Annotated in this window: 21 protein-coding genes; 11 read left to right on the top strand and 10 right to left on the bottom strand. The window is 56.7% G+C overall.

Annotated features, from left to right (window positions below):
• Positions 1 to 48: 48 nt before the first annotated feature.
• Both ACOI7D_RS04675 and ACOI7D_RS04680 read right to left on the bottom strand, forming a co-directional pair.
• A complete protein-coding gene (locus tag ACOI7D_RS04675) occupies positions 49 to 2,736 on the bottom strand; it encodes a cation-transporting P-type ATPase (protein WP_072413653.1) in 2,688 nt (895 codons plus the stop codon).
• A 51-nt stretch (positions 2,737 to 2,787) separates the two neighbouring features.
• Positions 2,788 to 3,219: a universal stress protein gene (locus ACOI7D_RS04680; RefSeq protein WP_109546518.1), complete on the bottom strand. Its 432-nt coding sequence runs from the start codon at positions 3,217 to 3,219 to the stop codon at positions 2,788 to 2,790.
• A gap of 534 nt (positions 3,220 to 3,753) precedes the next feature.
• Here ACOI7D_RS04680 and ACOI7D_RS04685 point away from each other — a divergent pair.
• Genes ACOI7D_RS04685 through ACOI7D_RS04695 form a run of 3 tightly spaced genes read left to right on the top strand, consistent with a single transcriptional unit; the run spans position 3,754 to position 8,867 of the window.
• Positions 3,754 to 4,839: an efflux RND transporter periplasmic adaptor subunit gene (locus ACOI7D_RS04685; RefSeq protein ID WP_023288901.1), complete on the top strand. Its 1,086-nt coding sequence runs from the start codon at positions 3,754 to 3,756 to the stop codon at positions 4,837 to 4,839.
• Entirely contained in the window at positions 4,840 to 7,905 is a 3,066-nt protein-coding gene (locus ACOI7D_RS04690) for an efflux RND transporter permease subunit (RefSeq protein WP_109546519.1), read from the top strand. It abuts the gene before it with no gap.
• Positions 7,906 to 7,943: 38 nt separating this feature from the next.
• Complete coding sequence (locus ACOI7D_RS04695; protein ID WP_072199205.1) at positions 7,944 to 8,867, top strand: acyltransferase; 924 nt, start codon at positions 7,944 to 7,946, stop codon at positions 8,865 to 8,867.
• 16 nt (positions 8,868 to 8,883) lie between these two features.
• Here ACOI7D_RS04695 and ACOI7D_RS04700 read toward each other — a convergent pair whose 3' ends face one another.
• On the bottom strand, positions 8,884 to 9,390 hold the full coding sequence (locus ACOI7D_RS04700; RefSeq protein ID WP_032455181.1) for a hypothetical protein: 507 nt from the start codon (positions 9,388 to 9,390) through the stop codon (positions 8,884 to 8,886).
• 732 nt (positions 9,391 to 10,122) lie between these two features.
• Between ACOI7D_RS04700 and ACOI7D_RS04705 the strand changes: the two genes are divergently transcribed.
• Together ACOI7D_RS04705 and ACOI7D_RS04710 are read left to right on the top strand one after the other, a co-directional pair.
• Positions 10,123 to 10,335: a biofilm development regulator YmgB/AriR family protein gene (locus ACOI7D_RS04705; RefSeq protein WP_044521698.1), complete on the top strand. Its 213-nt coding sequence runs from the start codon at positions 10,123 to 10,125 to the stop codon at positions 10,333 to 10,335.
• Between the two features lie 82 nt (positions 10,336 to 10,417).
• Positions 10,418 to 10,972: a helix-turn-helix transcriptional regulator gene (locus ACOI7D_RS04710; protein WP_017899620.1), complete on the top strand. Its 555-nt coding sequence runs from the start codon at positions 10,418 to 10,420 to the stop codon at positions 10,970 to 10,972.
• A 41-nt stretch (positions 10,973 to 11,013) separates the two neighbouring features.
• On the opposite strand, the gene ACOI7D_RS04715 is transcribed toward ACOI7D_RS04710, so the two are convergent.
• Together ACOI7D_RS04715 and ACOI7D_RS04720 are read right to left on the bottom strand one after the other, a co-directional pair.
• Complete coding sequence (locus ACOI7D_RS04715) at positions 11,014 to 11,748, bottom strand: MerR family transcriptional regulator (protein WP_244341701.1); 735 nt, start codon at positions 11,746 to 11,748, stop codon at positions 11,014 to 11,016.
• A 154-nt stretch (positions 11,749 to 11,902) separates the two neighbouring features.
• Positions 11,903 to 13,114, bottom strand: a complete 1,212-nt coding sequence (locus ACOI7D_RS04720; RefSeq protein ID WP_049013650.1) for a diguanylate phosphodiesterase — start codon at positions 13,112 to 13,114, stop codon at positions 11,903 to 11,905.
• Positions 13,115 to 13,441: 327 nt separating this feature from the next.
• On the opposite strand from ACOI7D_RS04720, the gene ycgZ reads away from it, so the two are divergent.
• From ycgZ to ACOI7D_RS04735, 3 genes are all read left to right on the top strand, one after another.
• On the top strand, positions 13,442 to 13,687 hold the full coding sequence (gene ycgZ / locus ACOI7D_RS04725; RefSeq protein WP_023288894.1) for a regulatory protein YcgZ: 246 nt from the start codon (positions 13,442 to 13,444) through the stop codon (positions 13,685 to 13,687).
• Between the two features lie 125 nt (positions 13,688 to 13,812).
• On the top strand, positions 13,813 to 14,118 hold the full coding sequence (locus ACOI7D_RS04730; protein ID WP_023288893.1) for a hypothetical protein: 306 nt from the start codon (positions 13,813 to 13,815) through the stop codon (positions 14,116 to 14,118).
• Positions 14,119 to 14,169: 51 nt separating this feature from the next.
• Entirely contained in the window at positions 14,170 to 14,436 is a 267-nt protein-coding gene (locus tag ACOI7D_RS04735; protein WP_004886050.1) for a biofilm development regulator YmgB/AriR family protein, read from the top strand.
• 108 nt (positions 14,437 to 14,544) lie between these two features.
• Here ACOI7D_RS04735 and pgl read toward each other — a convergent pair whose 3' ends face one another.
• Positions 14,545 to 15,540, bottom strand: coding sequence for a 6-phosphogluconolactonase (gene pgl, locus ACOI7D_RS04740; protein WP_023288892.1), 996 nt, complete (start codon positions 15,538 to 15,540; stop codon positions 14,545 to 14,547).
• 228 nt (positions 15,541 to 15,768) lie between these two features.
• Between pgl and ACOI7D_RS04745 the strand changes: the two genes are divergently transcribed.
• Positions 15,769 to 16,587, top strand: coding sequence for a pyridoxal phosphatase (locus ACOI7D_RS04745; RefSeq protein WP_044521692.1), 819 nt, complete (start codon positions 15,769 to 15,771; stop codon positions 16,585 to 16,587).
• Here the strand turns inward: ACOI7D_RS04745 and modC are convergent, their stop codons facing one another.
• From modC to ACOI7D_RS04765, 4 genes are all read right to left on the bottom strand, one after another.
• Positions 16,588 to 17,646, bottom strand: coding sequence for a molybdenum ABC transporter ATP-binding protein ModC (gene modC / locus ACOI7D_RS04750; RefSeq protein ID WP_109547560.1), 1,059 nt, complete (start codon positions 17,644 to 17,646; stop codon positions 16,588 to 16,590).
• The gene (gene modB / locus ACOI7D_RS04755; RefSeq protein ID WP_023288889.1) at positions 17,646 to 18,338 is read right to left on the bottom strand and encodes a molybdate ABC transporter permease subunit; all 693 of its coding nucleotides are present in this window, start codon (positions 18,336 to 18,338) and stop codon (positions 17,646 to 17,648) included. Before modB ends, modC begins: the two co-directional genes overlap by 1 nt.
• Positions 18,338 to 19,111, bottom strand: a complete 774-nt coding sequence (modA, locus tag ACOI7D_RS04760) for a molybdate ABC transporter substrate-binding protein (protein ID WP_065882476.1) — start codon at positions 19,109 to 19,111, stop codon at positions 18,338 to 18,340. Before modA ends, modB begins: the two co-directional genes overlap by 1 nt.
• 142 nt (positions 19,112 to 19,253) lie before the next feature.
• Positions 19,254 to 19,403 carry an AcrZ family multidrug efflux pump-associated protein gene (locus tag ACOI7D_RS04765; RefSeq protein ID WP_002895156.1) on the bottom strand — a complete coding sequence of 50 codons (150 nt, stop codon included), beginning with the start codon at positions 19,401 to 19,403 and terminating at the stop codon, positions 19,254 to 19,256.
• 152 nt (positions 19,404 to 19,555) lie between these two features.
• Between ACOI7D_RS04765 and modE the strand changes: the two genes are divergently transcribed.
• Together modE and modF are read left to right on the top strand one after the other, a co-directional pair.
• Positions 19,556 to 20,344 (top strand): molybdenum-dependent transcriptional regulator, encoded by a 789-nt coding sequence (gene modE, locus ACOI7D_RS04770; protein ID WP_004886029.1) that lies wholly within the window; start codon positions 19,556 to 19,558, stop codon positions 20,342 to 20,344.
• A gap of 67 nt (positions 20,345 to 20,411) precedes the next feature.
• Positions 20,412 to 21,884 carry a molybdate ABC transporter ATP-binding protein ModF gene (gene modF, locus ACOI7D_RS04775; RefSeq protein WP_109546520.1) on the top strand — a complete coding sequence of 491 codons (1,473 nt, stop codon included), beginning with the start codon at positions 20,412 to 20,414 and terminating at the stop codon, positions 21,882 to 21,884.
• The last annotated feature ends 170 nt before the right edge of the window (positions 21,885 to 22,054 follow it).

Below are 22,054 nucleotides of genomic sequence, written 5' to 3' on the forward strand. Positions count from 1 at the left end.
GAGGGGGCGATGCCCCCTCTTTCCTTTTTCGTTCAACGCTTCACGCCGTCAGGCGGTTCGCCATTTGCGGGTCAGCGGTTTTTCCAGCTCCACAATCAGGAACATGGCGAAGCCGATGATAAAGGTGATCACCCAGTAGCGGAACGGCAGCCCGGTGGTGCCGAACAGCATCTGCATAAACGGCGCATAGATAATCAGCAGCTGCAGCACCAGCAGCACGCCGCTAACGATCCAGATCCCTTTGTTAGCCAGCAGACCTTTGGTCAACGAGAAACCATCCGACACGCGGCAGTTCAGCATATAGAACCACTGGGCGGTGACCAGAGTCTGCAACAGCACGGTACGGATAAACTCCGGCGAATAGCCGCGGGGCTGCAGCCAGGCTTCGAGAATAAAAGCGCTGACCGCAATCATCGACCCCACAAACGCCACGCGCCAGATGGCAAAGCCGTCCATCACGTGCAGTTTCGGGTCGCGCGGCGGCCGCCGCATAATATTTTTCTCACCGGCTTCAAACGCCAGACCAAACGACAGCGTGGCGGAGGTGGCCATGTTCATCCACAGGATCAGCACCGGCGTCAGCGGCAGTACGTTGCCCGCCAGCAGCGCGATCACGATCAGTAACCCCTGCGCAAGGTTGGTCGGCATGACAAAAAGAATGGTTTTTTTCAGGTTGTCATACACCCGGCGCCCCTCGCGGACCGCGCTGGCGATGGTGGCGAAGTTGTCATCGGTCAGCACCATATCGGCGGCTTCCTTGGTCACCTCGGTCCCCTTGATCCCCATCGCCACGCCGACGTCAGCCTGCTTCAGCGCCGGGGCATCGTTCACCCCGTCTCCGGTCATGCCGACAATCTCTTTCTTGCTCTGTAGAGCCTGCACCAGACGGAACTTATCTTCCGGGCTGGTGCGGGCGAAGATATCGAACTGCTGCGCGGCCACGCTCAGCTGCGCGTCGTCCATCACCTCCAGCTCGCGCCCGGTAATGGCGTTCCCCGCATTGCCAATCCCCAGCATTTTGCCGATGCTCATCGCCGTTTGCGGGTGGTCGCCGGTGATCATCTTCACGCGGATCCCGGCCTGCAGGCAGTCGGCAATCGCCGTGATCGCTTCCGGACGCGGCGGATCCATCATCCCGGCAACCCCTAATAAAATGACCCCCTGCTGTAGATCCTGATGGGTCAGCTCGGTCTGGCCTGCGGCAGCCGGCTTCCAGGCCGCGGCCACCATTCGCAGCCCCTCCCGGGCGTACTCTTCAATTTTGCTTTCCCAGTACGGGAGATCCAGCGGCTGCAACCCGCTGTCGCTCTGCTGATACTGGCACAGGCGGAACAGAACATCCGGCGCGCCGGTGACCAGCACCACCTCCTCTTCGCCCAGCCGGTAAAGCGTCGACATGTATTTATATTGCGAATCAAAAGGAATTTTACTGCGCAACTCGCTGGGCTGCGGCGGCAGGGTTATCTTCGCCGCCAGCACCTTCAATGCCCCCTCGGTGGGGCCGCCGGTGATTTTCCACAGCCCGCTTTCCTCTTTGATAAGCTGGCTGTCGTTACACAGATCGATGGTGCGCAGATAGCGCTCAAGAAGCGATCCAGGCGCCACCGCAACCGGCGTCGGGTCGTCGATAGCATGGATTTTACCGACCGGCTCATAGCTGTCCCCTTCCACCCGATAGACGCTGTCCGCGGTGATTACCGCCTTCACCGTCATTTCGTTCATGGTCAGGGTCCCGGTTTTATCCGAACAGATAACGGTCATCGCGCCGAGGGTTTCTACCGTCGGCAGCTTGCGGATAATCGCTTTCTGGCGGGCCATCGCCTGCACGCCGAGCGACAGAATAATCGAGATAATCGCCGGCAACCCTTCCGGGACCGACGCCACCGCGAGGCTAATCAACGACAGCATCAGTTCGGAGACCGGCATATCGCGGAACAGCAGGCTAAAGACGAACAGCGCCGCCATCATCACCAGAATCAGGATGAAGATGGCTTTGCCCAGCTTGTCCATCTGCACCAGCAGCGGCGTGCGGTGCTTCTCAATGCCCGCCATCATTTGGTTGATGTGGCCCAGCTCGGTATCGCCGCCGGTGGCCACCACGATCCCTTTCCCCGCCCCTGAGCTGACGGTGGTCCCGGAAAACAACAGGTTGCTGCGATCGCCAAGCGGTAAATCGCCGCTTAGCGGCTCGGTGGTTTTTTCCACCACCGTCGACTCGCCGGTGAGGATCGCCTCTTCCACCCGCAGGTTGTGCGCCTCAATCACCCGTAAATCGGCGGGGATACGGTCGCCGGCGCGGATCACCACGATATCGCCGGGTACCAGCGAGGTGGTGGGGATGGTTTCATGGTTGCCCTGTCGGATCACCACCGCCTCACTGGACAGCATATTGCGGATACTCTGCAGCGATTTTTCCGCATTACTCTCCTGAATGAAGCCGATCAGCGCATTGACCACCGCCACCGCGAGGATCACTGACATGTCGATCCAGTGGCCCATTACCGCCTTCAGCAGCGCCGCCGCCAGCAGGACGTAGATCAGCACATCGTTAAAATGCACAATAAAACGCAGCCAGGCGGGTTTACCCGGCTTCTGCGGCAGGGCGTTTTCGCCATACTGCTGCAGGCGCGTGGCCGCCTCTGTTCCGCTAATCCCGTCCGGCGAACTCTGTACGCTGGCGAGCGTCTCCTCGACGGAGCGCTGATAATAGGGCGCCCCCGGTTTATCTGTATTCATACTCTCTCCCTCGATTTCTGAAGCGGAAGTCAGGACAACATCCCGCCGTCATCAGCGCACAACGAAAACCGGTACATGGGCATAGCGCACGATATTGGCCGCTTCCGAGCCCAGCAGGTGAGTCTGAATCCCCGGATTGCGCGAACCGACAATCACCACGTCCGCTTGTAGCTCATCGGCCAGAGCAATCACTTGATCGCGAACATTGCCACTGCGCACATAAAGATGGCTGGCGTCTTCCGCAAGGCCATTTTTTTTGACCAGCTCAGTCAGTTTTTCCTTAGCGGTATTAATCAAATGGTCTTCCATCTTTTGCGCATCAGAGATAAATCCGCGCGTTAACACCGGAGAGAATGCCGGAATGACATGGACAAGATGAATTTGCCCGGAAGAATGCTGGGCGAGGAATTTCGCATGAGAGAGGGCTTTGTCGGCCAGGCCTGCATCAAACACGTCAACGGGAACAACGATATTTTTATACATGAGATAATCCTTTTATTACCAATACAATGCGTAGTGATGAATAACCCCATACTTGGGGAGGAACGAAATCTCAACAACAGAAGCGGCGAGCGGAATAGATGTTATTAAACGTAGCACAGGAAAATTAACATTAGAAAATGACGGATTAATAGACTGAAAAATATTATAAAAACCATATATTCCCTGCAGATCTCCTGCGTTTTCCCCAACAGTGCCGCTGCCGCTCGCGGTATGCTCTTTTTTAACACTTCACCTTTTCTCCGACTATGCTGATTACAAGCAGGAGTGCCGCTCCGAATGTCCGGTGGTCACCGTGGGGGCCGAATTAAATGACATTCGCGGTTCGGGTGGGAGTAAAGGGAGAAAATCATGTTTGGTTATAGCCTGTTACGTCTGGGATTATTTGTCGCGCTGGCCATTGTCGCCTGCACGCTGGTGGGACTATTCACCTATCTGGTTGTCGCCGCCCTCGCCGAATAAGCGTGCGCCGCGTAATAAAAATGTAAAATAAATCCTGAATCTGAGGGGAATACTGTGAACCGTTATTTTTCTCTCATCCCGGTTGTTATTTTATTTACAACCGCTTGCGATCAGAAATCGCCGTCCGTCGAGTCCGCCCCGCGCATGGTCAAGGTGGCGCAGGTGACCGCCGTGGGCAATACCCAGCAGCGAACGTTTCCGGCACGTATCGAGTCTGGCGACTCCACCGAGCTGTCGTTTAAGCGGGGGGGCCAGGTGGAATCGCTGGATATTCGCCAGGGGGCGACCATCGCCCAGGGGCAAACGCTGGCGCGCCTGAATGCCCGCGAGGCCCAACAGCGGGTCAATGAGCGACAAACGGCGGCCACCCTCGCCCAGCGTCAGTTTGATCGCTTCCAGACCCTGGCGGGACGTCAGGCGATTTCCCAGGCGGAGATGGACGTGCAGCGCGCCAATCGCGATGCCGCCAACGCGGCCTTAAAAATCGCCCGTGAAGAGCTGGCGCAAATGAGCCTCACCGCGCCCTTCGGCGGGATTGCCGCCGGCGTGCATATCCGCAACCATCAGGTGGTCGCCGCCGGCCAGCCGGTGATCACCCTGACGCGTACCGACCTGCTGGATGTGGTCTTCAGCATTCCCGAAAATCTGTTCACCTCCCTGGATATCCGCAATACCGCCTACCGCCCCGTCGTCAGGATCAATACCCTGCCGGGCCGCGAATTTACGGCGGAATACAAAGAGCATACCGGCAGCAGCGACAACAGCACCCTTACCTGGCAGATCATTTTAACCATGCCGCGGCCGGATGATTTTCCCACCGTCGGCGGGGTCAGCGGCACCGTGACGGTCAATCTCGGCAATTTACCGGCCAGCGCCGGAAGGGAAACGCTCATGGTGCCGGTAGAGGCGGTGTTTAACCCGGATAACCGGCCGAAGAATGAACCGGTCGTCTGGGTGGTGAAAGGCGACAACGCGCATCGGTTTCTTGAGGAGCGCAAGGTCACGGTCGGCGAGGTGACCTCGCAGGGAGTGGCCATCACCGACGGTCTCCGCGCGGGTGAAGAGGTGGTCGCGGCGGGCGTGAGCGAGCTGCATGCCGGGCAGCCGGTGCGGATCTGGACGCGTGAACGAGGATTATAAATGGACATTTCCCGTCAGTTTATTAATAACCCGACCCGCGTCTGGTTAGCCATTCTGCTGCTGGGGGTGGGTGGTCTGTTCGCCCTGCTCAATATCGGCCGTCTGGAAGATCCTGCCTTCACCATCAAAACGGCGGTGATCGTGACCCACTACCCGGGCGCGTCCGCTCAACAGGTGGAGGAGGAGGTGACCCTGCCGCTGGAAAACGCGATTCAGCAGCTTCCCTCACTGGATAACGTCAGCTCCATCTCCTCAAATGGCTTATCGCAAATTACGGTGAATATCGCTTCGCAGTACCATTCCAGCGAGCTGCCGCAAATCTGGGATGAGCTACGTCGCCGCGTCGGTGACGCCAGCCGACTTTTCCCCCCTGGCGTAGTGCCCCCCTTCGTCAACGATGACTTTGGCGATGTGTTTGGCTTTTTCTTCGCTATCTCGGGCGACAGTTTTACCAACCCCGAGCTGGTGCGCTATGCCGAACAGCTGCGTCGGGAGCTGGTGCTGGTTCCTGGGGTCGGTAAAGTCGCTATCGGCGGCGTCATTCCGCAACAGATCAATGTTGATATCTCGCTGGCGAAAATGGCGGCGCGCGGGATCACGCTCAACCAGCTCGCCGCTATCCTGACCCGGCTCAACGTGGTGTCCAGCGCCGGAGAGATCCGCGTTGGCAGCGAATCGATCCGCCTACACCCCACCGGGGAGTTTCAGAGCATCGATGAACTGGGGGATCTGCTGGTCAGCCCTCACGGCGCCAGCGCCACCACTCGACTGCGGGATATTGCCACGCTGTCGCGCGGGCTGACTGACTCGCCGTCCAGTATTTATCATGCCAACGGCCGCCAGGCGGTGACCATGGGGGTCTCTTTTATTCCTGGCGTCAACGTCATTGACGTCGGGCACGCCCTTGAAGCCCGCCTCCAGCAGATGGCCGCCGACAAACCGGCGGGTATCGACATCGCCATTTTTTACGATCAGGCGGCTGAGGTCGCCCACTCGGTCAATGGCTTTATTACCAACTTCCTGATGGCCCTGGCGATCGTGGTCGGCGTGCTGCTGGTGTTCATGGGAGTACGCAGCGGGATCATTATCGCCCTGTCGCTGGCGCTCAACGTCCTCGGCACCCTGCTTATCATGTTTGTCTGGGGGATCGAGTTACAGCGGATCTCCCTCGGGGCGCTGATCATCGCCCTGAGTATGCTGGTGGATAATGCCATTGTCATTGTCGAAGGGGTGCTGATCGCCCGCCAGCAAGGATCGCCGCTGCTGGGCGCCATTAACTATGTGATCCGCCGCTCCGCTCTGCCGCTACTCGGCGCCACGGTCATCGCCATCCTCGCCTTCGCGCCGATTGGCCTCTCGCAGGACTCCACCGGAGAGTATTGCAAATCCCTGTTCCAGGTGCTGCTGATCTCCCTGATGCTCAGCTGGTTCTCCGCCCTGACCATCACTCCGGTGCTCATTAAGTGGTGGTTGTTTAAACACACCCCGCCGGCCGCCGCGCCGGAGGAGAAAGCCGATCCCTATCACGGCCGCTTTTACCGTGGCTATCAGCAGACGCTGCGAATACTGCTGCAGCAAAAGACCCTGACCCTGGTGCTGATGGGCGCCCTGCTGGCCGCGGCGATCTGGGGCTTCACCTTCGTGCGGCAGAATTTCTTTCCGTCATCAAATACGCCCATTTTCTTTGTCGACCTGTGGCTGCCCTACGGTACCGATATTAACGCCACCGAGCAGATGACCCGCGATATTGAGCGGTCGATCGCCGGCCAGCCGGGGGTGGTCACCACCGTCGCCACTATTGGCCAGGGCAGTATGCGTTTTATTCTTACCTACAGCGGCCAGCGGCAGTACAGCAACTACGCGCAGATTATGGTGCGGATGGACGACCAGCGCGGCATCGCCCCCGTCACCCGCCACGTCGAAACCTGGATCGCCAGAAACTACCCGCAGATGAACGCCAGCACCAAACGCATTATGTTCGGCCCCTCCGGGGATAGCGCGATTGAAGTGCGCATTAAGGGCCCTGACCCGGATACGCTGCGCGCGCTGGCCAGTCAGGTGAGCGATATTCTCGCTGAGGATCCGGCGACCGACAGCGTGCGTAACGACTGGCAGAACCGCAGCAAGGTGATCCGCCCGCAGTACTCCCTAGCGCTGGGGCGCGAACTGGGGGTGGATAAACAGGACATTGATAACGCGCTGGAGATGAATTTCTCCGGCAGTCGCGCCGGGTTATATCGCGAGGGCGCCGATCTGCTGCCAGTGATCGTCCGGCCGCCGGCAGCGGAGCGACAGGATGCCAACCATCTGCATAACGTGCTGGTCTGGAGCCAGAGCCGCCAGCAGTATATCCCGTTGAGTAACGTCATCCATGGTTTCTCCCTGGAGTGGGAAGATCCATTAATTCTCCGCCGGGATCGCACCCGGGTGCTGACGGTCCAGACCGATCCCAGCCCGCAAAGCGGCCAAACCTCGGGTGATATTCTCGCCCGGGTGAAACCGCGCATTGACGCATTGACGCTGCCGCATGGCTATCGCATCGAATGGGGCGGCGATGCCGAGAATTCCAGTGAAGCACAGCAAGGGCTGTTCACGACCCTGCCGCTTGGCTATCTGGTGATGTTTATCATTACGGTGCTGATGTTCAGTTCGCTGAAAAACGCTGTCGCCATCTGGCTGACCGTCCCGCTGGCGCTGATCGGCGTCACGCCCGGCTTTTTGCTGACCGGCATCCCCTTCGGCTTTATGGCCTTAATCGGCCTTCTCAGCCTCAGCGGCATGCTGATCCGCAACGGCATTGTGCTGGTGGAAGAGATAGAGCAACAAAAACAGGAGAAAGATCAACGACAAGCGATCATTGATGCGGCAACATCTCGTCTGCGGCCGATCCTGCTGACCGCCTTCACCACCGTGCTTGGCCTTGCCCCGCTGCTGCGCGATGTTTTTTTCCAGAGTATGGCAGTGGTGATTATGTTCGGTCTGGCCTTCGCCACCGTGCTGACGTTGCTGGTTCTGCCGGTGATTTACGCCTGCTTTCACCATAAGGATATGACGCCTCAACGATGAACAGTACCGGTCTGAGCATTATTAAGACACTCGGCTGTATGACAGCGGTGACTTTTTTCACCATCTATAACACCTGGGATCGCTTTGATTATGACTATCACTGGATCCTCGGGCTGCTGACCTTTGTCTCGACCATCGCCACGCCGCTGTTTTTTGTGGTTGCCGGCTATCTTGATGCGCAAACGCGACACGACGCCAACTGGCAAATTGGCAAAATTAAAAGCGTGGTGATCGTCTTTCTGTTTTGGGTGACGGTCTATTATGTCTGGGAGCCTTACCAGCGCGGCTATCTGATCCAGCCCTGGTTTATTTTCGCCCTGATTGTCATCTATACCTTCCATCCCCTGATTGCCTGGCTCAGCCAGCGGCGCGGTCTGTTTTTCTCCGTGGTCCTGACGCTACTGTGCTGCTCTTATGGTTACGACCTGCTCTCGGTGCTCTACCCGGAAAGACATCTTTTCAGCCTGGCGCCGCAGTATCGTCTGTGGACGTGGCTACTTTTTTATTTAACCGGGCAGTTGTTTAACGATCCGCGGGTCACGGAGTGGATACGCGACCCGCGGGTGATTAAAGCCGCCATTATCGCCCTGCCCTTTGTCTATTTATTTACCTGGTTTTATGAACGCCACTTTTTCTTCGCGCTGTTTAAAGCCGATCGCAATGCGTTCATTCTTACGGGGTCGCAGATTTATATTCTGATCGTCCTGCTGGTGATCGCCGCTAACGCCGTACAGTTTAAAAAGAACCGCGAACTGAAGGAGGCCGTGCTGGCGACGGTTAGCAAAGCGATGACCGGGGTCTATATTTTGCACTACTCCGTTTTTCACCTGCTGGTGATGCTGATCCCTATTCACTCGTTAGCCACCAAGCTGGGAGTGATTGCCCTAACGTTTGTCCTGTCGGTGCTCATTTCCCTCGCCGCGCTCTCCAGTACGCTGCTCAGGAAGGTGATAACCCTGTAACAAGCGACGCGGTAACTTAGCGGAAGCTCCACTGGATGCTGATCACAAACACGCTGGGAATAATAATGCCGCTCTCAAGGGCGAAATAGTCGGTAAAGTTGTACTGGATAGCATGGTAGATATAGGGTGAAAAGCCGATCCCGGTGGCGTCCTTAAAATCTTTATAGGAACCATGATCGCCGCAATGCTCGAAGGCGTCGAAGAAGAATTCGCCGGTATAGCCGTAAACGCCTTTGAAGGTCCACCCGCTGCCGTTGTGGTACCAGTCTCTTCTCACCCCCAGCGCCAGACAGCGATCGTCGAAACTGTTATTCATGGTACCAATCAGCAGGCTGTATTTCGAGTCGTCAGAGAATTTCCGCTCCACCGAGAAAAAGTGGTTCTCGAAATTCTCAGTATATTGACCGTGATTATTGGTCAGATGGTAAACATAGGAACCGGTATTCACCGAATAGAGGTTAATCTCTTTCGCCTGCGCGAGAGTCGCTAACCCGGCCAGGAGCATCACGCTTTTACCGCGCATTTCCCCTCCTCACACCTCTACGCCTGTCCATAGACAGACTGCCTTTGCCGTATTTACCGGTCGTGACAGGGGTAAAAGACCCGACAGGGAAATGGGGGAAAGATAACGATGCCGAACCATCGCATCGCTAGTAAAAAGCGTAGCACACGCCTTATCCGCCAACAAACCGACCGAAGCGTTAACGAAATGGCCGATGTGTTGCTCTTTACCTGATTGTGCAAAAAACAGACAAAACCTCACCTGATATCCGCTATGATCAGCGTCCGACGCGGAAGAAAGCCACCTGTCGACGACAGAGTTGCTGTGTACCCCTTCCTGCGTCGGCGCGATTTCATCCAACACGCCAGCCAGCACAATACCTTCCCATTGAGCTCACGCCTGTCGTCAGCCTCTTCCCGCTAGTTTTACAGGTGGATCCTGCACAAACCGGCTTTTATGTACAAGTTATGCAAGCAATTAAACCATTTAAAATCAATAACTAAAAATACAAACTAAAAATCAGCCGTTCTGTTGTACATATAGTTCTGAAAAAAGTTGTACATAATGGGATCACCGTCTATAGTTTGGAGTGTTAACTGCTTGTTGCGCAACGAAGCGGGGATGTTTAACGGTGGCGCGGCAAGTCAGGCGGTGGTTCCTGGTTTTGCATTTCCTGTTCGTGACTTGGCGCGTACCGATGGTACGTAGCGACTTTTATTGTCAGTTTGCGTTATACGTGGGAGAGTTCGAGCTATGCATATTAAAAATACCATTCCAGCAGAGTTTGTCTTCAATTCGGCCCTGATGAAGAATATTGAAAATACGCTCATTAAGCAGCACAGAACGATAAATAATGAGCGGATGATTACGGAAATTCAGCATCGCCTGAAAACGGAAAGTAATGAAATACTCTCCGACCTCTATTTGCAGGCGCTGGATATGCTGTACAGCAAACCTCATCATTAATTAAACTCGCGGAGCTGGCAGCAGGCTTAAGCCTGCGGTGCCGGCACGCCTGGGTCTCTATCGGCTAACTGAGGCAAATAAAATGTCACACCATAATACCTGCTATCGTACTGAACATTACGATCTGTGGTTTGATAATCGTTTTCTTCTCTATGGGATGTCGCTGATCCTGAATAGTCTGCCGGCATCTTACTTTCGCAAAAAACATGTTTTCTTTACCAGCGACAATTATTTCGCGGTACTGCAGCACAACTATAATCGTCGGGATACGTTATTTATTCTGTTAACCGAAGGCAACGATCTTAATTTTCTTAGTGAACTGCCTATGCTGCGCTTACCGGCCAATTCAACGCCGGAAGAGTTAAAGATATTTCTGCACCAGCCAACCCGCTACTATAAAACCCACCCGGCGCCGGGCGCCTCGGTGCAGTTTACCGAGCGGGAAAAGAAAGTGATTCAACTTATCAGCAATGGCGAAGCGGTCGCCAGCATTGGCCGGTCGCTGAATCTGCATATTAAAACCATTTATCAGATCCGGCTGAATCTGATTAAAAAGCTCGGCTGTAGCGGTAGGACCGATTTTTTTAATATCAGCCGCAGCGAAACCTTTAAATCCTGGAGCCAGATCCACCTGTAACCCTGCGCGTTAGCCCCGGTCTGCTTTGCGGATCGGGGCGATTAATTATTACCGTGAAAATGGATGCTGAAGCCCTGCTCCTGCCAGTGGCTGAGCAGCTCTTCCTGGAGAGGGGTGGCGGCGCGTCCGGTCCAGACGAAGATATGCTGCCCGGGGAACAGCTCGGGCCGCGGCGACTCCAGCGGTTCGGCGAGGACGTTGACGTGCCAGCCGCGCTGGGAAAGACGCCATGCCTCCAGCCACAGACGCGTCCTGTCCTCATTGCTCCAGCCCACCAGCAGCGTCTCCCTGCCGTTCTTTTTACGCGCTTCGGCGAGAAACAGCGCCACGCAGTCAATCAGCAGACCATCCAGCAAACTACTAATCACCAGAGAGGTATTCTGATCGAGCTTCAGACGCTGACGTACCGGCACTAACAGGCTGTCGATGAGCGTGTCGACGGGGTGTTGATGGCTTAGCGCCAGTAATTTGGCACGGATTCTGGCGGGCTGCATATAACCCAGAATGGACATCATCTCTTCCTGAAGATGCGCGGATTCGTCGCGCGCCGCCGGCAGGTTACCCTCCAGCAGCGCTTTGACTTTCCCGACGGATACGCCGCGCTCGATCCAGCGCTTGATCTCTTCAATGCGCAGGATATCTTCTTCATCAAACTGCCGATGCCCGCCTTCGCTACGCTGCGGTTTCAGTAGACCGTAACGACGCTGCCAGGCGCGCAGTGTGACCGGATTGATTCCGCAACGTTCGGCGACTTCACCGATACTGTAAAACGCCATAGCAGCCTCACATCAACCTGATACTTTAATACCTAAACTAACGAATTCAGGCATCCTGTACAACTCTATTTTCTTGTACAGATAAAGATAACAGGTTGTGGCTCACAGCGCTTGGGAAAAAGATGAAAAAATAGTTGGCTGATTTCGCGGTGGATTATTTTTTTTCCGGCCAGGCGACGGCGGGTAAGCCCCCCAGGCGCGCGCTGGCGAACAAATTCCCCTGAAACTGCGAAATACCGGCTGATTCCAGCCACATCCACTCTTCAGCACGCTCAACGCCGACGGCAGAGACCGCAATCTCCAGCGAAAAACAGCATTTGATAATCGCCTGTACAATTGACTGACGCGGTCCATCCTGGTGGATATTGCGGATCAGCTCATGGTCGATTTTAATTCTGTCGGGCTGGTATTGCGCCAGCAGCGACAGCCCGGCAAACCCTGCGCCGAAGTGATCGATGGCAAGATTGATGCCCGCCCCTTTTAGCTTTCGCACCGCATCGGTAAAATCATCCATCCGCGAAATCACTTCCCGTTCGGTAAACTCGACAATAATTTGTTCAGGAATAAGATCATTACGCTGAATTTGATCGAGCAGGAAACCCACCGCGTTCGGCGCTTTAACCAGCGTCATCGGCAGTAAATTAATACTTAACGCCTTATTGCGTAAGCCTAATTTCCCGGCCAGCGACAGCGCGACGCGTTTACTGTGCAGATCGGCGAGATAAATATCGTCCCCGGAAAGCCCGGCAAAATAGGCGCCAGGCGACTGGCCGTCCGGTGTGCGTAACAGTGCTTCCCACGAAATAATTTCGCAGGCGAAAGGGTCGACGATCGGCTGGAAGGCAAAGGACCAGCTTTCCTTATTGTCAATTATCGGCGTATCAGGATAGAAAGTATTCTGATCGGGGATAAATACCCAGCTGTCAGCGGAAGGAATCTCAAAATAGTTCGCTTTTTCCGTTGATTCGACAAAGGTGCGGAAAAATTGCAGTGCCCGGTCGTCATAGGTGAGCTGATATTTTGTGGTCCCGCGGTCCATCACCGTCTGCAGCACTTCCTCACGATCATGTTCCCGTAAATCAAACAGTTCCATACCGACCTTACCGAAACGGCGGGACGGCGCATAATCGCATAGAAGCTCTACCAGGTTATAATGGCGGGGATCGCGGCAAATATGCTGATAAACATCCTGAACCTTTTCTTCAGGCCCCTCAATGAGTTGAAAAAAATGCGTCCCGTTAAAAAGTAAAATACCGGTGACGTCCGCCTGCCCATTTCTTTCGTTTGCCCTGGCAACCATGGCCTCGATCGATTTGAATGAGACATTGTCGCAAATATGGCTGCGATAAATGATGGTGGTTAGCATAGTGATTCCAGATGGGAGGGTAAGCATTCACAGTAGCAGTTATCAGGCTAATCGTCTTGTAAAACTACGTTTTGTCTTAACAAAAAAGATACACTAAAAATCCCTTTTTTGTGCAAGGCTTTTTCATATTTCTTTTCTTGTACAACGTGCACCGTTAAATCCTACCTTTACAAGCCAGAATCGCACAAAACACATAAAAATAAATTATTAAAAATCAATGACTTAACCATGCCTGAATCATTATTGTTCAACTTTGTGTGTACAGGTTAACAATTATTGTATAAGTTTAATGGCAGTTAACAGATGAGTGAAATGTAAGGAGCAGATATGCAGCAGAATGGTTACATTCCAGATACAGCGAACGCAATTGCCCAGTATTTCAACAAAGCATCGTTACCTTCCCAGCAGGAAACGCTGGGTCAGATTGTGATGGATATTCTCAACGAAGGGCGTCATCTCAACCGCAAGGCGCTGTGCACTAAACTGTTGAGCCGCCTCGATCGGGCCCGTGCCCCCGAGGAAGAGAGTCACTATCAGACCTTAATTGGTCTGCTGTTTGCCGATCAGGAATAACGTCATCGATCGTCGCCTGTTGCAACCGCAGTAGCAGATGAGGGGCGATCGCTTCCATAAACCTGCTGCTGACCTGAATACCCGTTCGCAGATTCAGGGAGAGAGTGGCATGCAGTGAGACGGTTATGAATAGCAGTGAAACTGAGGAAATCACCGATGAGATCATCGGCGAGGCGGTACTCGCGCTTCTGAAAACGAATCGCCCTATTACCACCCCGACCCTGCTGGTTCGACTTCGGTTGATGCAGGCGACAGAGTCAGACCGACAGCGAAGAAAGGTTATCGCTGCCGTGATTGAAGAAATTTGCGCGAAGCTTGCCCGTCAGCGGAAGCAAGCGCCTTTGCAGGTAAAGAAAATCAATGGCCGTTGGGAAACCCGAGGATCGCCGGCGCAAAGCGCCATGGCGCCGGAAGGTAAAAAGATCCACTGAGTATCCTAACCGTGGTGAATAACACAGAGTGAGAATGTGATGAGACAGACTATGCATCAGCAACCCGATATTTACGCAGGACTGCAGGACACCGCGCTCTCCGACTATTTCCGTAACGCCGGTGATAAGCTGGTTGATGAGTCCGCCGTGATGTCGCTGGCCATTAACAGTATTCTCCAGTCAGAAGGTCACCTGAACAATAAGGCCATTATTTTATGGCTGATTCAGGCGCTGGAAAGCACCGATGACGTGGTGACCGCAGACGTGATCCGTAAAACGCTGGAGATTGTCGTCGGCTACACCATGGACGATATCTAAGGCCGTCACGCTTCAGGCCCGCCAGGGCAACCCCTTTCCGACAGAGCCTGTCCGCTCTGTTAAAAAAAACCTCGCTGACGCGAGGTTTTTTCATTTACGCCTGACGGATCAGTGGGCGTTGACTACCACCCACATCGGCCCCTGCCCGACCGCATAGCGCCCCTTCTCCTGCAGCAGTCCCTGCTCGCCGGTAATTTCGTACACCGCGATATGGTGCGACTTCTGCCCGGCGGCAATCAGATACTTACCGCTGTGATCGAGATTAAAGCCGCGCGGCTGGGTTTCGGTCGGCTGATAGCCTTCCACCGCCAGCACGCTGCCATCTTCCGACACGCTGAACACCGTGATGATGCTGGCGGTACGATCGCAGGCGTACAGGTGACGACCGTCCGGAGTGATATGAATATCCGCCGCCCAGCGCACGCCGGTGAAATCAGACGGCATCATATCCAGCGTTTGTACACATTCGATATTGCCATTCGGGTCTTTCAGCTCCCAGACGTCAATTGAGCTGTTCAGCTCATTGACGCAGTAACCATACTGCTGGTTCGGATGGAACACCATGTGGCGCGGACCCGCCCCTTCGACGGTGGTGACTTCCGCTGGCTCCTGGGCGGAGAGGAAACCATCCTCGCTGAGGGTAAACAGGCAGATGCGATCCTGCTTCAGCGCCGGCACCCACAGGGTACGATTGTCCGGGGAGATATTGGCCGAGTGGCAGCCTTCCAGCCCGTCCACCACGGTGATTGTTTCGCCCGGCAGACCATCCTGCAGCGGGGTCACGCTGACGCAGCCCTGATTGTAAGAGGCACTGAAGACAAAGCGACCATGATGATCGGTAGAGATGTGGGTCGGGCTGCCCGGCAGCGCCGCTTCCCCTGCGAAGGTCAACGCCCCGTTATCCGGCGTGATGCGATAAGCTAACACGCGAAACTCCGGACGAACGCCAACGTACAGATACTCCTTATTGGGGCTGACCACCATCGGCTGGACCTGCCCCGGGGCATCAACCACCTGCACCAGCGTCAGTTTGCCGTCCGCTTCAAGACTCCAGACGTGGATTTGTTGGCTTTCCGGGCTGGCGGTATAAACGGTTTGTTTCATGACTACTCCTTCCCTCACTGCACGTGGATTTTTCATTTTCAGGATAACTGCACCCTGAAAATTATAAGACATCCGCCCATGATACTCGCATCGCCCGCCGAATTACCGACGGACGGCGGCACAAAGGGCATACAGACATTCACGGCAGATGTGGAAAAATTGGTCCTGACGCCACGGCGGTGTACCATCATGGCCAGGTCACTTTTCAACATCAACCGGAAATAACACATGACAACACGCGTGATTGCCCTGGATTTAGACGGCACCCTGCTCACCAGCAAAAAAACCATCCTGCCCGCTTCGCTGGAAGCGCTGGCCCGCGCCAGAGAGGCGGGCTACCAGGTGATCGTCGTTACCGGACGTCATCACGTCGCTATTCATCCTTTTTATCAGGCACTGGCTCTCGATACACCTGCAATTTGTTGTAATGGCACTTATTTGTATGATTATCACGCAAAAAAGGTTTTGGCGGCCGATCCTATGTCGGTGGAACACGCGGTAAGCCTCACCGCCATGCTCGCCGAACAGCAGATCCACGGCCTGGCCTATGTGGATGACGCGATGCTTTACGAACAGCCCACCGGGCATGTGATCCGCACCCGCAACTGGGCGCAGGCGTTACCGGAGGATCAGCGCCCGGTCTTCAGCCAGGTCGACTCGCTGGCGCAGGCGGTCCGCGAGGTCAAGGCGGTATGGAAATTCGCCCTCACCGACGACGACATTCCCCGTCTGCAGCGCTTTGCGCAGGAGGTCGGCGAGACGCTGGGCCTCGAGTGCGAATGGTCGTGGCACGACCAGGTGGATATCGCTCGCGCCGGCAACAGCAAAGGCAAACGCCTGGCGCAGTGGGTCGCTGACCAGGGGCTGTCGATGCAGAACGTGGTGGCCTTCGGCGATAACTACAACGATCTGAGTATGCTGGAAGCGGCAGGCACCGGGGTGGCGATGGGTAACGCGGTGGACGACGTCAAAGCCCGCGCCAACGTGGTCATCGGCGACAATGAGTCCGCCAGCATCGCCGAGTTTATCTACCGTCAGCTTCTGTGATCAGGCGGCAATCGACACGCTTTTGATCTGGGCAAATACCTGCTGGCCTGGCGCTATCGCCAGGTCATCTCGCGCCCACGGGCTGATTCGAGCCCACAGCGGATGGCCGCTCACCCTGAGCTGAACCTCAATCTGCCCGTTGACCTCCAGACACTGAACCACCTCGGCGCGTAAGATATTGCGGATGCTGGTTGCGGACGGCTGGGCCAGCACCAGCGAGACGTCCGACGCCTGGATGCGGATCCGCGCGCTCTCCCCGGCGGGACGATCGAGCCGGTTAACCCACAGCATTTGATCCCCCAGCGTCAGCGCGGTCATCGCGTACTGCGGATGCTGCGCGGCGACGGTGGCGCTGAGGATCGTACTCTGCTGTTCCGCCGGCAGCCAGGGGTGCATCACGCTGCTGCTCCAGACCTCCTCCAGCGGACCGAAAGCCTTCACCTTACCGGCCTCCAGCACCAGCACGCGATCGGCCAGATGCTGGATCTCGTCCAGCGAGTGGCTGACGTAGAGCATCGGAATATGGATCTCCTGCGCCAGCCGCTGCAGATAGGGCAACAGTTCGCGTTTGCGCGGAATATCCAGTGAGGCCAGCGGCTCGTCCAGCAGCAGCAGCTCCGGCGCAGTCAGCAGGGCGCGGCCGATAGCCACGCGCTGCTTTTCGCCGCCGGATAACCGGCCCGGCAGCCGATCCAGCAAGGGCGCAATTCCCAGCAGTTCCACCAGCTTATCGAACTGGCTGACCATAGATTTCGCCATTCCGTACTGCAGATTGCCGCGCACTTTATAGTGGGGAAACAGGCGCGCATCCTGAAATACATAGCCGATCCGCCGCTGCTCCGGCGCCAGGCAGATACGCTGCGCGGTGTCGTTCAGCATCCTGCCGTTGAGGACGATCCGCCCCACCTGCGGCCGGGTCAGGCCGCTGATAGCGTTGATCAACGACGTTTTCCCGGCGCCTGAGACGCCAAAGATGGCGGTGATCCCGCTGCTGGGCAGCGTTTCACGGATCTGCAGACAGTGGCTGCCGAGGGTCTGGGTGAAGTCCAGCTCGAGCATCATGATCCTCCCATTCGCTGGCGGCTCACGCGGGCCAGCCATTCTGAAATCAAGAGCGAGACCAGCGCCAGACCGATAGCGATGAGGCAGAGGCGGGCCGCCGCCCCCTCCCCGCCCGGGGTCTGGATCAAGGTGTACATCGCCGAAGGCAGGGTGCGCGTTTCACCGGGAATATTGGAGACGAACGTGATGGTCGCGCCAAACTCCCCTAACGAGCGGGCGAAGGCCAGCACCGTGCCGACAATAATTCCCGGCAGAGTCAGCGGCAGCGTAATGGTGAAAAATACCCGCCAGCGGCTGGCCCCGAGGGTTCTCGCCGCCTGCTCCAGTTTGATGTCCACCCCCTCCAGCGCCAGGCGGATGGCGCGCACCATCAGCGGGAAAGACATCACCGCCGCCGCCAGCACCGCCCCGCGCCAGCTGAAGGCAAAGCTGATGCCGAACCAGTCATACAGCCAGCTGCCAATAAACCCGCGCCGCCCCATGGCCACCAGCAGCAGATACCCCACCACCACCGGCGGCAGCACCAGCGGCAGATGGAGAAGGCTGTCGAGCAGCGCCTTGCCGGGGAAGGTGCGGCGGACCAGCAGCCAGGAAAAAAAGATGCCAAAGGGCAGGCTCAGGGCCACCGCCAGGGAGGAGACTTTCAGGCTCAGCAGCACCGCCTGCCATTCGGGTTCGCTCAGAAACATCAGCGGGTGGTAAATCCGTAACGTTGAAAAATCGCCGACGCTTCCGGCCCTTTCAGGTAGTCATAGAAAGCGCTCACGGCCGCATTGCGGTGGCCATCGACAATCGCCAGCGGGTACTCGACTTTCTGATGCGACGCCTCCGGGAAAGTGCCAACCACTTTCACCCCTTTGCTGGCCACGGCATCCGATCCGTAGACGATGCCCAGCGGCGCTTCGCTACGCTCCACCAGCGCCAGCGCGCCGCGCACGTCTTCCGCCGGGGCGAGCTTCGGCGACAGGGTCTCCCAGGCGCCCAGTTTTTGCAGCGCTTCTTTGGCGTAGATACCTGCCGGAACATGCTGCGGATCGCCCACCGCCAGACGGCCCCCTTTCAGCAGGCTGGTCCAGTCGGTTTTCTCATCAATGGTTATCGCCCCCTGCGCGCTGGCTTTCGGCGCCACCACTACCAGGCTGTTGCCAAGCAGGGTGGCGCGGGTCGCCGGATCGATGGCCTTTTTGTCTGCCGCGTAATCCATCCACTTTTGATCGGCGGAGATAAACAGGTCCGCCGGGGCGCCTGCCTCAATCTGCCGCGCCAGCGTCGACGACGAGGCAAACGACGAGACGACCTCGACGTTTTTCGCTTTCTTATACGCCTGGGCGATATCCTGCATCGCGTTGGTTAACGACGCGGCCGCGAAAACGGTCACTTTCCCTTCTGCCGCCAGCGCCTGACCCGCGATGCACAGCGTGAGCGATACCCCGACCACCCCGCGTAACCAAGAACCTGTCATCTGAATCTCCTGTCAATGCGTTATGTACTCGACAATATAACGATATGCGAAGCGTTTTTATAGTGACGCAGGACAATAAAATGAAGGGAAATGATACAGGAGGGAAATAGCACAGCGCCCGGTTAAACCGGGCGCCGGGAAATCAATGATTTTGCTGGCTGCGATCTTTGTGGCCGACGCCGGAGAAGAGGTTGAACACTTCGCCAAGACCGTAAATCAATCCCAGGATGACCGCCATCACCACCGGTACCATGATGACCGCAAAAACCAGACTTTTCAAAAGCTCTAACATGGTTCACTCCAGATAGTATGATTCCCTGATTGTAACGGTTTCAGCCGAAAAAACACGCCCCATTTGTGCGGTGGTTAATGACAAACCGCGCAGAGAGGTTTTGCAACGGGGTGACTATCGGTCACAATACGCTTTTTTGTCAGGAAACGATTATGCAGGCCGAAATTCTTCTCACCCTTAAGCTTCAGCAGCGCCTGTTTGCCGACCCCCGGCGGATCGCCCTGCTCAAACAGATTGACCAGACCGGTTCGATAAGCCAGGGGGCGAAGCACGCGGGTATCAGCTATAAAAGCGCGTGGGATGCCATTAACGAGATGAACCAGCTCAGCGAACAGCCGCTGGTGGATCGCGCCACCGGCGGCAAAGGCGGCGGCGGCGCGGTGCTGACCCGCTACGGGCAGCGTCTGATCCAACTGTACGATCTGCTGGCGCAGATCCAGCAGAAAGCGTTTGATGTGCTCAGCGATGACGACGCCCTGCCGCTGGACAGCCTGCTGGCGGCCATCTCGCGCTTTTCCCTGCAGACCAGCGCCCGCAACCAGTGGTTCGGCACTATCACCGGCCGCGATCGCCAGCAGGTGCAGCAGCACGTCGAGGTGCTGCTGGCCGACGGGCAGACCCGCCTGAACGTCGCCATTACCGCCCAAAGCGCTGAAAAGCTGGGGCTCGATGAGGGCCAGGAGGTGCTGGTCCTGTTGAAAGCGCCCTGGGTTGGCATCACCCTCGACCCAGCGGTGGCCCGCCAGGCCGAGAACCAGCTGTCGGGTCGCATCAGCCATATCGAATGCGGCTCCGGGCAGTGCGAAGTGCTGATGACCCTTGCGGACGGCCAGACCCTGTGCGCCACCCTGCCGCAGGCCCAGACCTCTGGCCTGACGGAAGGGACGGAGGCGATCGCTTACTTCAACGCCGATCGCATCATTCTCGCTACGTTATGCTGACCCCATTGACATTGCGCGCCTGACGTCGTATCCCTGATGCACATCGCTGCAAAAAATGGGATACATCATGTCATCATTGCAAATTTCGCAAGGCACGTTTCGCCTGAGCGATACAAAAACCTTAAAAATAGACCACCTGAGCGTGGCGGCGGGTGAAAGCTGGGCGTTCGTCGGCAGCAACGGCAGCGGCAAATCCGCCCTCGCACGGGCCCTGGCCGGCGACCTGACCCTGCTCAGCGGCCAGCGCGAAAGCCTCTTCTCCCGCGTAACCCGCCTCTCCTTCGAACAGCTGCAGAAGCTGGTCAGCGACGAGTGGCAGCGCAATAACACCGACCTGCTCAGCCCCGGAGAAGAAGATACCGGACGCACTACCGCGGAGATTATTCAGGATGAGGTGAAAGATCCGGCCCGCTGCGCGCAGCTTGCCGAACAGTTTGCCATCAGCGCCCTGTTGGACCGCCGCTTTAAGTATCTGTCCACTGGCGAAACGCGTAAGACCCTGCTGTGCCAGGCCCTGATGAGCGATCCGCAACTGCTGATCCTCGACGAGCCGTTCGACGGCCTCGACGTCAACTCCCGCCAGCAGCTGGCCGCCCTGCTGGCCGACCTGCATCGCGCCGGCATCACCCTGGTGCTGGTGCTCAACCGTTTCGATGAGATCCCGGACTTTGTGCAATACGCCGGCGTGCTGGCTGACTGCCTCCTCAGCGAGACCGGCGAGAAGCACGCTCTGCTGCAGCAGGCGCTGGTCGCCCAGCTGGCGCACAGTGAAAAACTGGACGGTATCACCCTGCCGGAGCCGGATGCCCCACCGGCCCGCCATACGCTGACGGAGACGGCGCCGCGTATCGTCCTCAATGACGGGGTGGTCTCCTACAACGATCGCCCGGTCATCAACCACCTCTCCTGGACCGTGAACCCCGGCGAACACTGGCAGATCGTCGGCCCCAACGGCGCGGGTAAATCCACCCTCTTAAGCCTTATCACCGGCGATCACCCCCAGGGCTACAGCAACGATCTCACCCTCTTTGGCCGTCGGCGCGGCAGCGGCGAGACCATCTGGGATATTAAAAAGCATATCGGCTACGTCAGCAGCAGCCTGCATCTGGACTACCGGGTCAGCACCAACGTCCGCAACGTGATTCTGTCGGGCTATTTTGACTCGATCGGCATTTATCAGGCGGTGTCGGATAAACAGCATAAGCTGGTGCAGCAATGGCTGGATATTCTCGGCATCGATAAGCGCACCGCCGACGCGCCGTTTCACAGCCTGTCGTGGGGCCAGCAGCGGCTGGCGCTTATCGTCCGCGCGCTGGTGAAGCATCCAACCCTGCTGATCCTTGATGAACCGCTGCAGGGGCTGGATCCCCTCAATCGCCAGCTGGTGCGCCGCTTCGTCGACGTCCTGATTGGCGAAGGCGCCACGCAGCTAATGTTTGTCTCGCACCATGCGGAAGATGCCCCGGACTGTATTACCCATCGCCTGGCGTTCGTTCCCAGTGGAGACGGTTACACTTATCAGCTCGGCCCCGTGGCCTGACGCCCCCTGCCGGGGATCGCAAGATCCCTGGTATTTTTCAGAAAAATAGCGCCTTACTCACCTAACAATATGTATTTTAAAAAAAATATATTAAACGATGCTGTTTCACCCCCGAATGTAAACGATTCCACTAACTTGTTCTGTGTCACACTTTTCACTTCTTTGATATG

The sequence above is a fragment of the Klebsiella sp. C360 genome, assembly GCF_048822415.1.
Taxonomy (GTDB): Bacteria; Pseudomonadota; Gammaproteobacteria; order Enterobacterales; family Enterobacteriaceae; genus Klebsiella; species Klebsiella quasipneumoniae.

Excerpts from the sequence above, each read along its gene's own strand:
- ACOI7D_RS04675 (WP_072413653.1), bottom strand. The coding sequence starts at position 2,736 with ATGAATACAGATAAACCGGGGGCGCCCTATTATCAGCGCTCCGTCGAG.
- ACOI7D_RS04680 (WP_109546518.1), bottom strand. The coding sequence starts at position 3,219 with ATGTATAAAAATATCGTTGTTCCCGTTGACGTGTTTGATGCAGGCCTG.
- ACOI7D_RS04690 (WP_109546519.1), top strand. The coding sequence starts at position 4,840 with ATGGACATTTCCCGTCAGTTTATTAATAACCCGACCCGCGTCTGGTTA.
- ACOI7D_RS04695 (WP_072199205.1), top strand. The coding sequence starts at position 7,944 with ATGACAGCGGTGACTTTTTTCACCATCTATAACACCTGGGATCGCTTT.
- ACOI7D_RS04700 (WP_032455181.1), bottom strand. The coding sequence starts at position 9,390 with ATGCGCGGTAAAAGCGTGATGCTCCTGGCCGGGTTAGCGACTCTCGCG.
- ACOI7D_RS04705 (WP_044521698.1), top strand. The coding sequence starts at position 10,123 with ATGCATATTAAAAATACCATTCCAGCAGAGTTTGTCTTCAATTCGGCC.
- ACOI7D_RS04710 (WP_017899620.1), top strand. The coding sequence starts at position 10,418 with ATGTCACACCATAATACCTGCTATCGTACTGAACATTACGATCTGTGG.
- ACOI7D_RS04715 (WP_244341701.1), bottom strand. The coding sequence starts at position 11,748 with ATGGCGTTTTACAGTATCGGTGAAGTCGCCGAACGTTGCGGAATCAAT.
- ACOI7D_RS04720 (WP_049013650.1), bottom strand. The coding sequence starts at position 13,114 with ATGCTAACCACCATCATTTATCGCAGCCATATTTGCGACAATGTCTCA.
- ycgZ (WP_023288894.1), top strand. The coding sequence starts at position 13,442 with ATGCAGCAGAATGGTTACATTCCAGATACAGCGAACGCAATTGCCCAG.
- ACOI7D_RS04730 (WP_023288893.1), top strand. The coding sequence starts at position 13,813 with ATGAATAGCAGTGAAACTGAGGAAATCACCGATGAGATCATCGGCGAG.
- ACOI7D_RS04735 (WP_004886050.1), top strand. The coding sequence starts at position 14,170 with ATGCATCAGCAACCCGATATTTACGCAGGACTGCAGGACACCGCGCTC.
- pgl (WP_023288892.1), bottom strand. The coding sequence starts at position 15,540 with ATGAAACAAACCGTTTATACCGCCAGCCCGGAAAGCCAACAAATCCAC.
- ACOI7D_RS04745 (WP_044521692.1), top strand. The coding sequence starts at position 15,769 with ATGACAACACGCGTGATTGCCCTGGATTTAGACGGCACCCTGCTCACC.
- modC (WP_109547560.1), bottom strand. The coding sequence starts at position 17,646 with ATGCTCGAGCTGGACTTCACCCAGACCCTCGGCAGCCACTGTCTGCAG.
- modB (WP_023288889.1), bottom strand. The coding sequence starts at position 18,338 with ATGTTTCTGAGCGAACCCGAATGGCAGGCGGTGCTGCTGAGCCTGAAA.
- modA (WP_065882476.1), bottom strand. The coding sequence starts at position 19,111 with ATGACAGGTTCTTGGTTACGCGGGGTGGTCGGGGTATCGCTCACGCTG.
- ACOI7D_RS04765 (WP_002895156.1), bottom strand. The coding sequence starts at position 19,403 with ATGTTAGAGCTTTTGAAAAGTCTGGTTTTTGCGGTCATCATGGTACCG.
- modE (WP_004886029.1), top strand. The coding sequence starts at position 19,556 with ATGCAGGCCGAAATTCTTCTCACCCTTAAGCTTCAGCAGCGCCTGTTT.
- modF (WP_109546520.1), top strand. The coding sequence starts at position 20,412 with ATGTCATCATTGCAAATTTCGCAAGGCACGTTTCGCCTGAGCGATACA.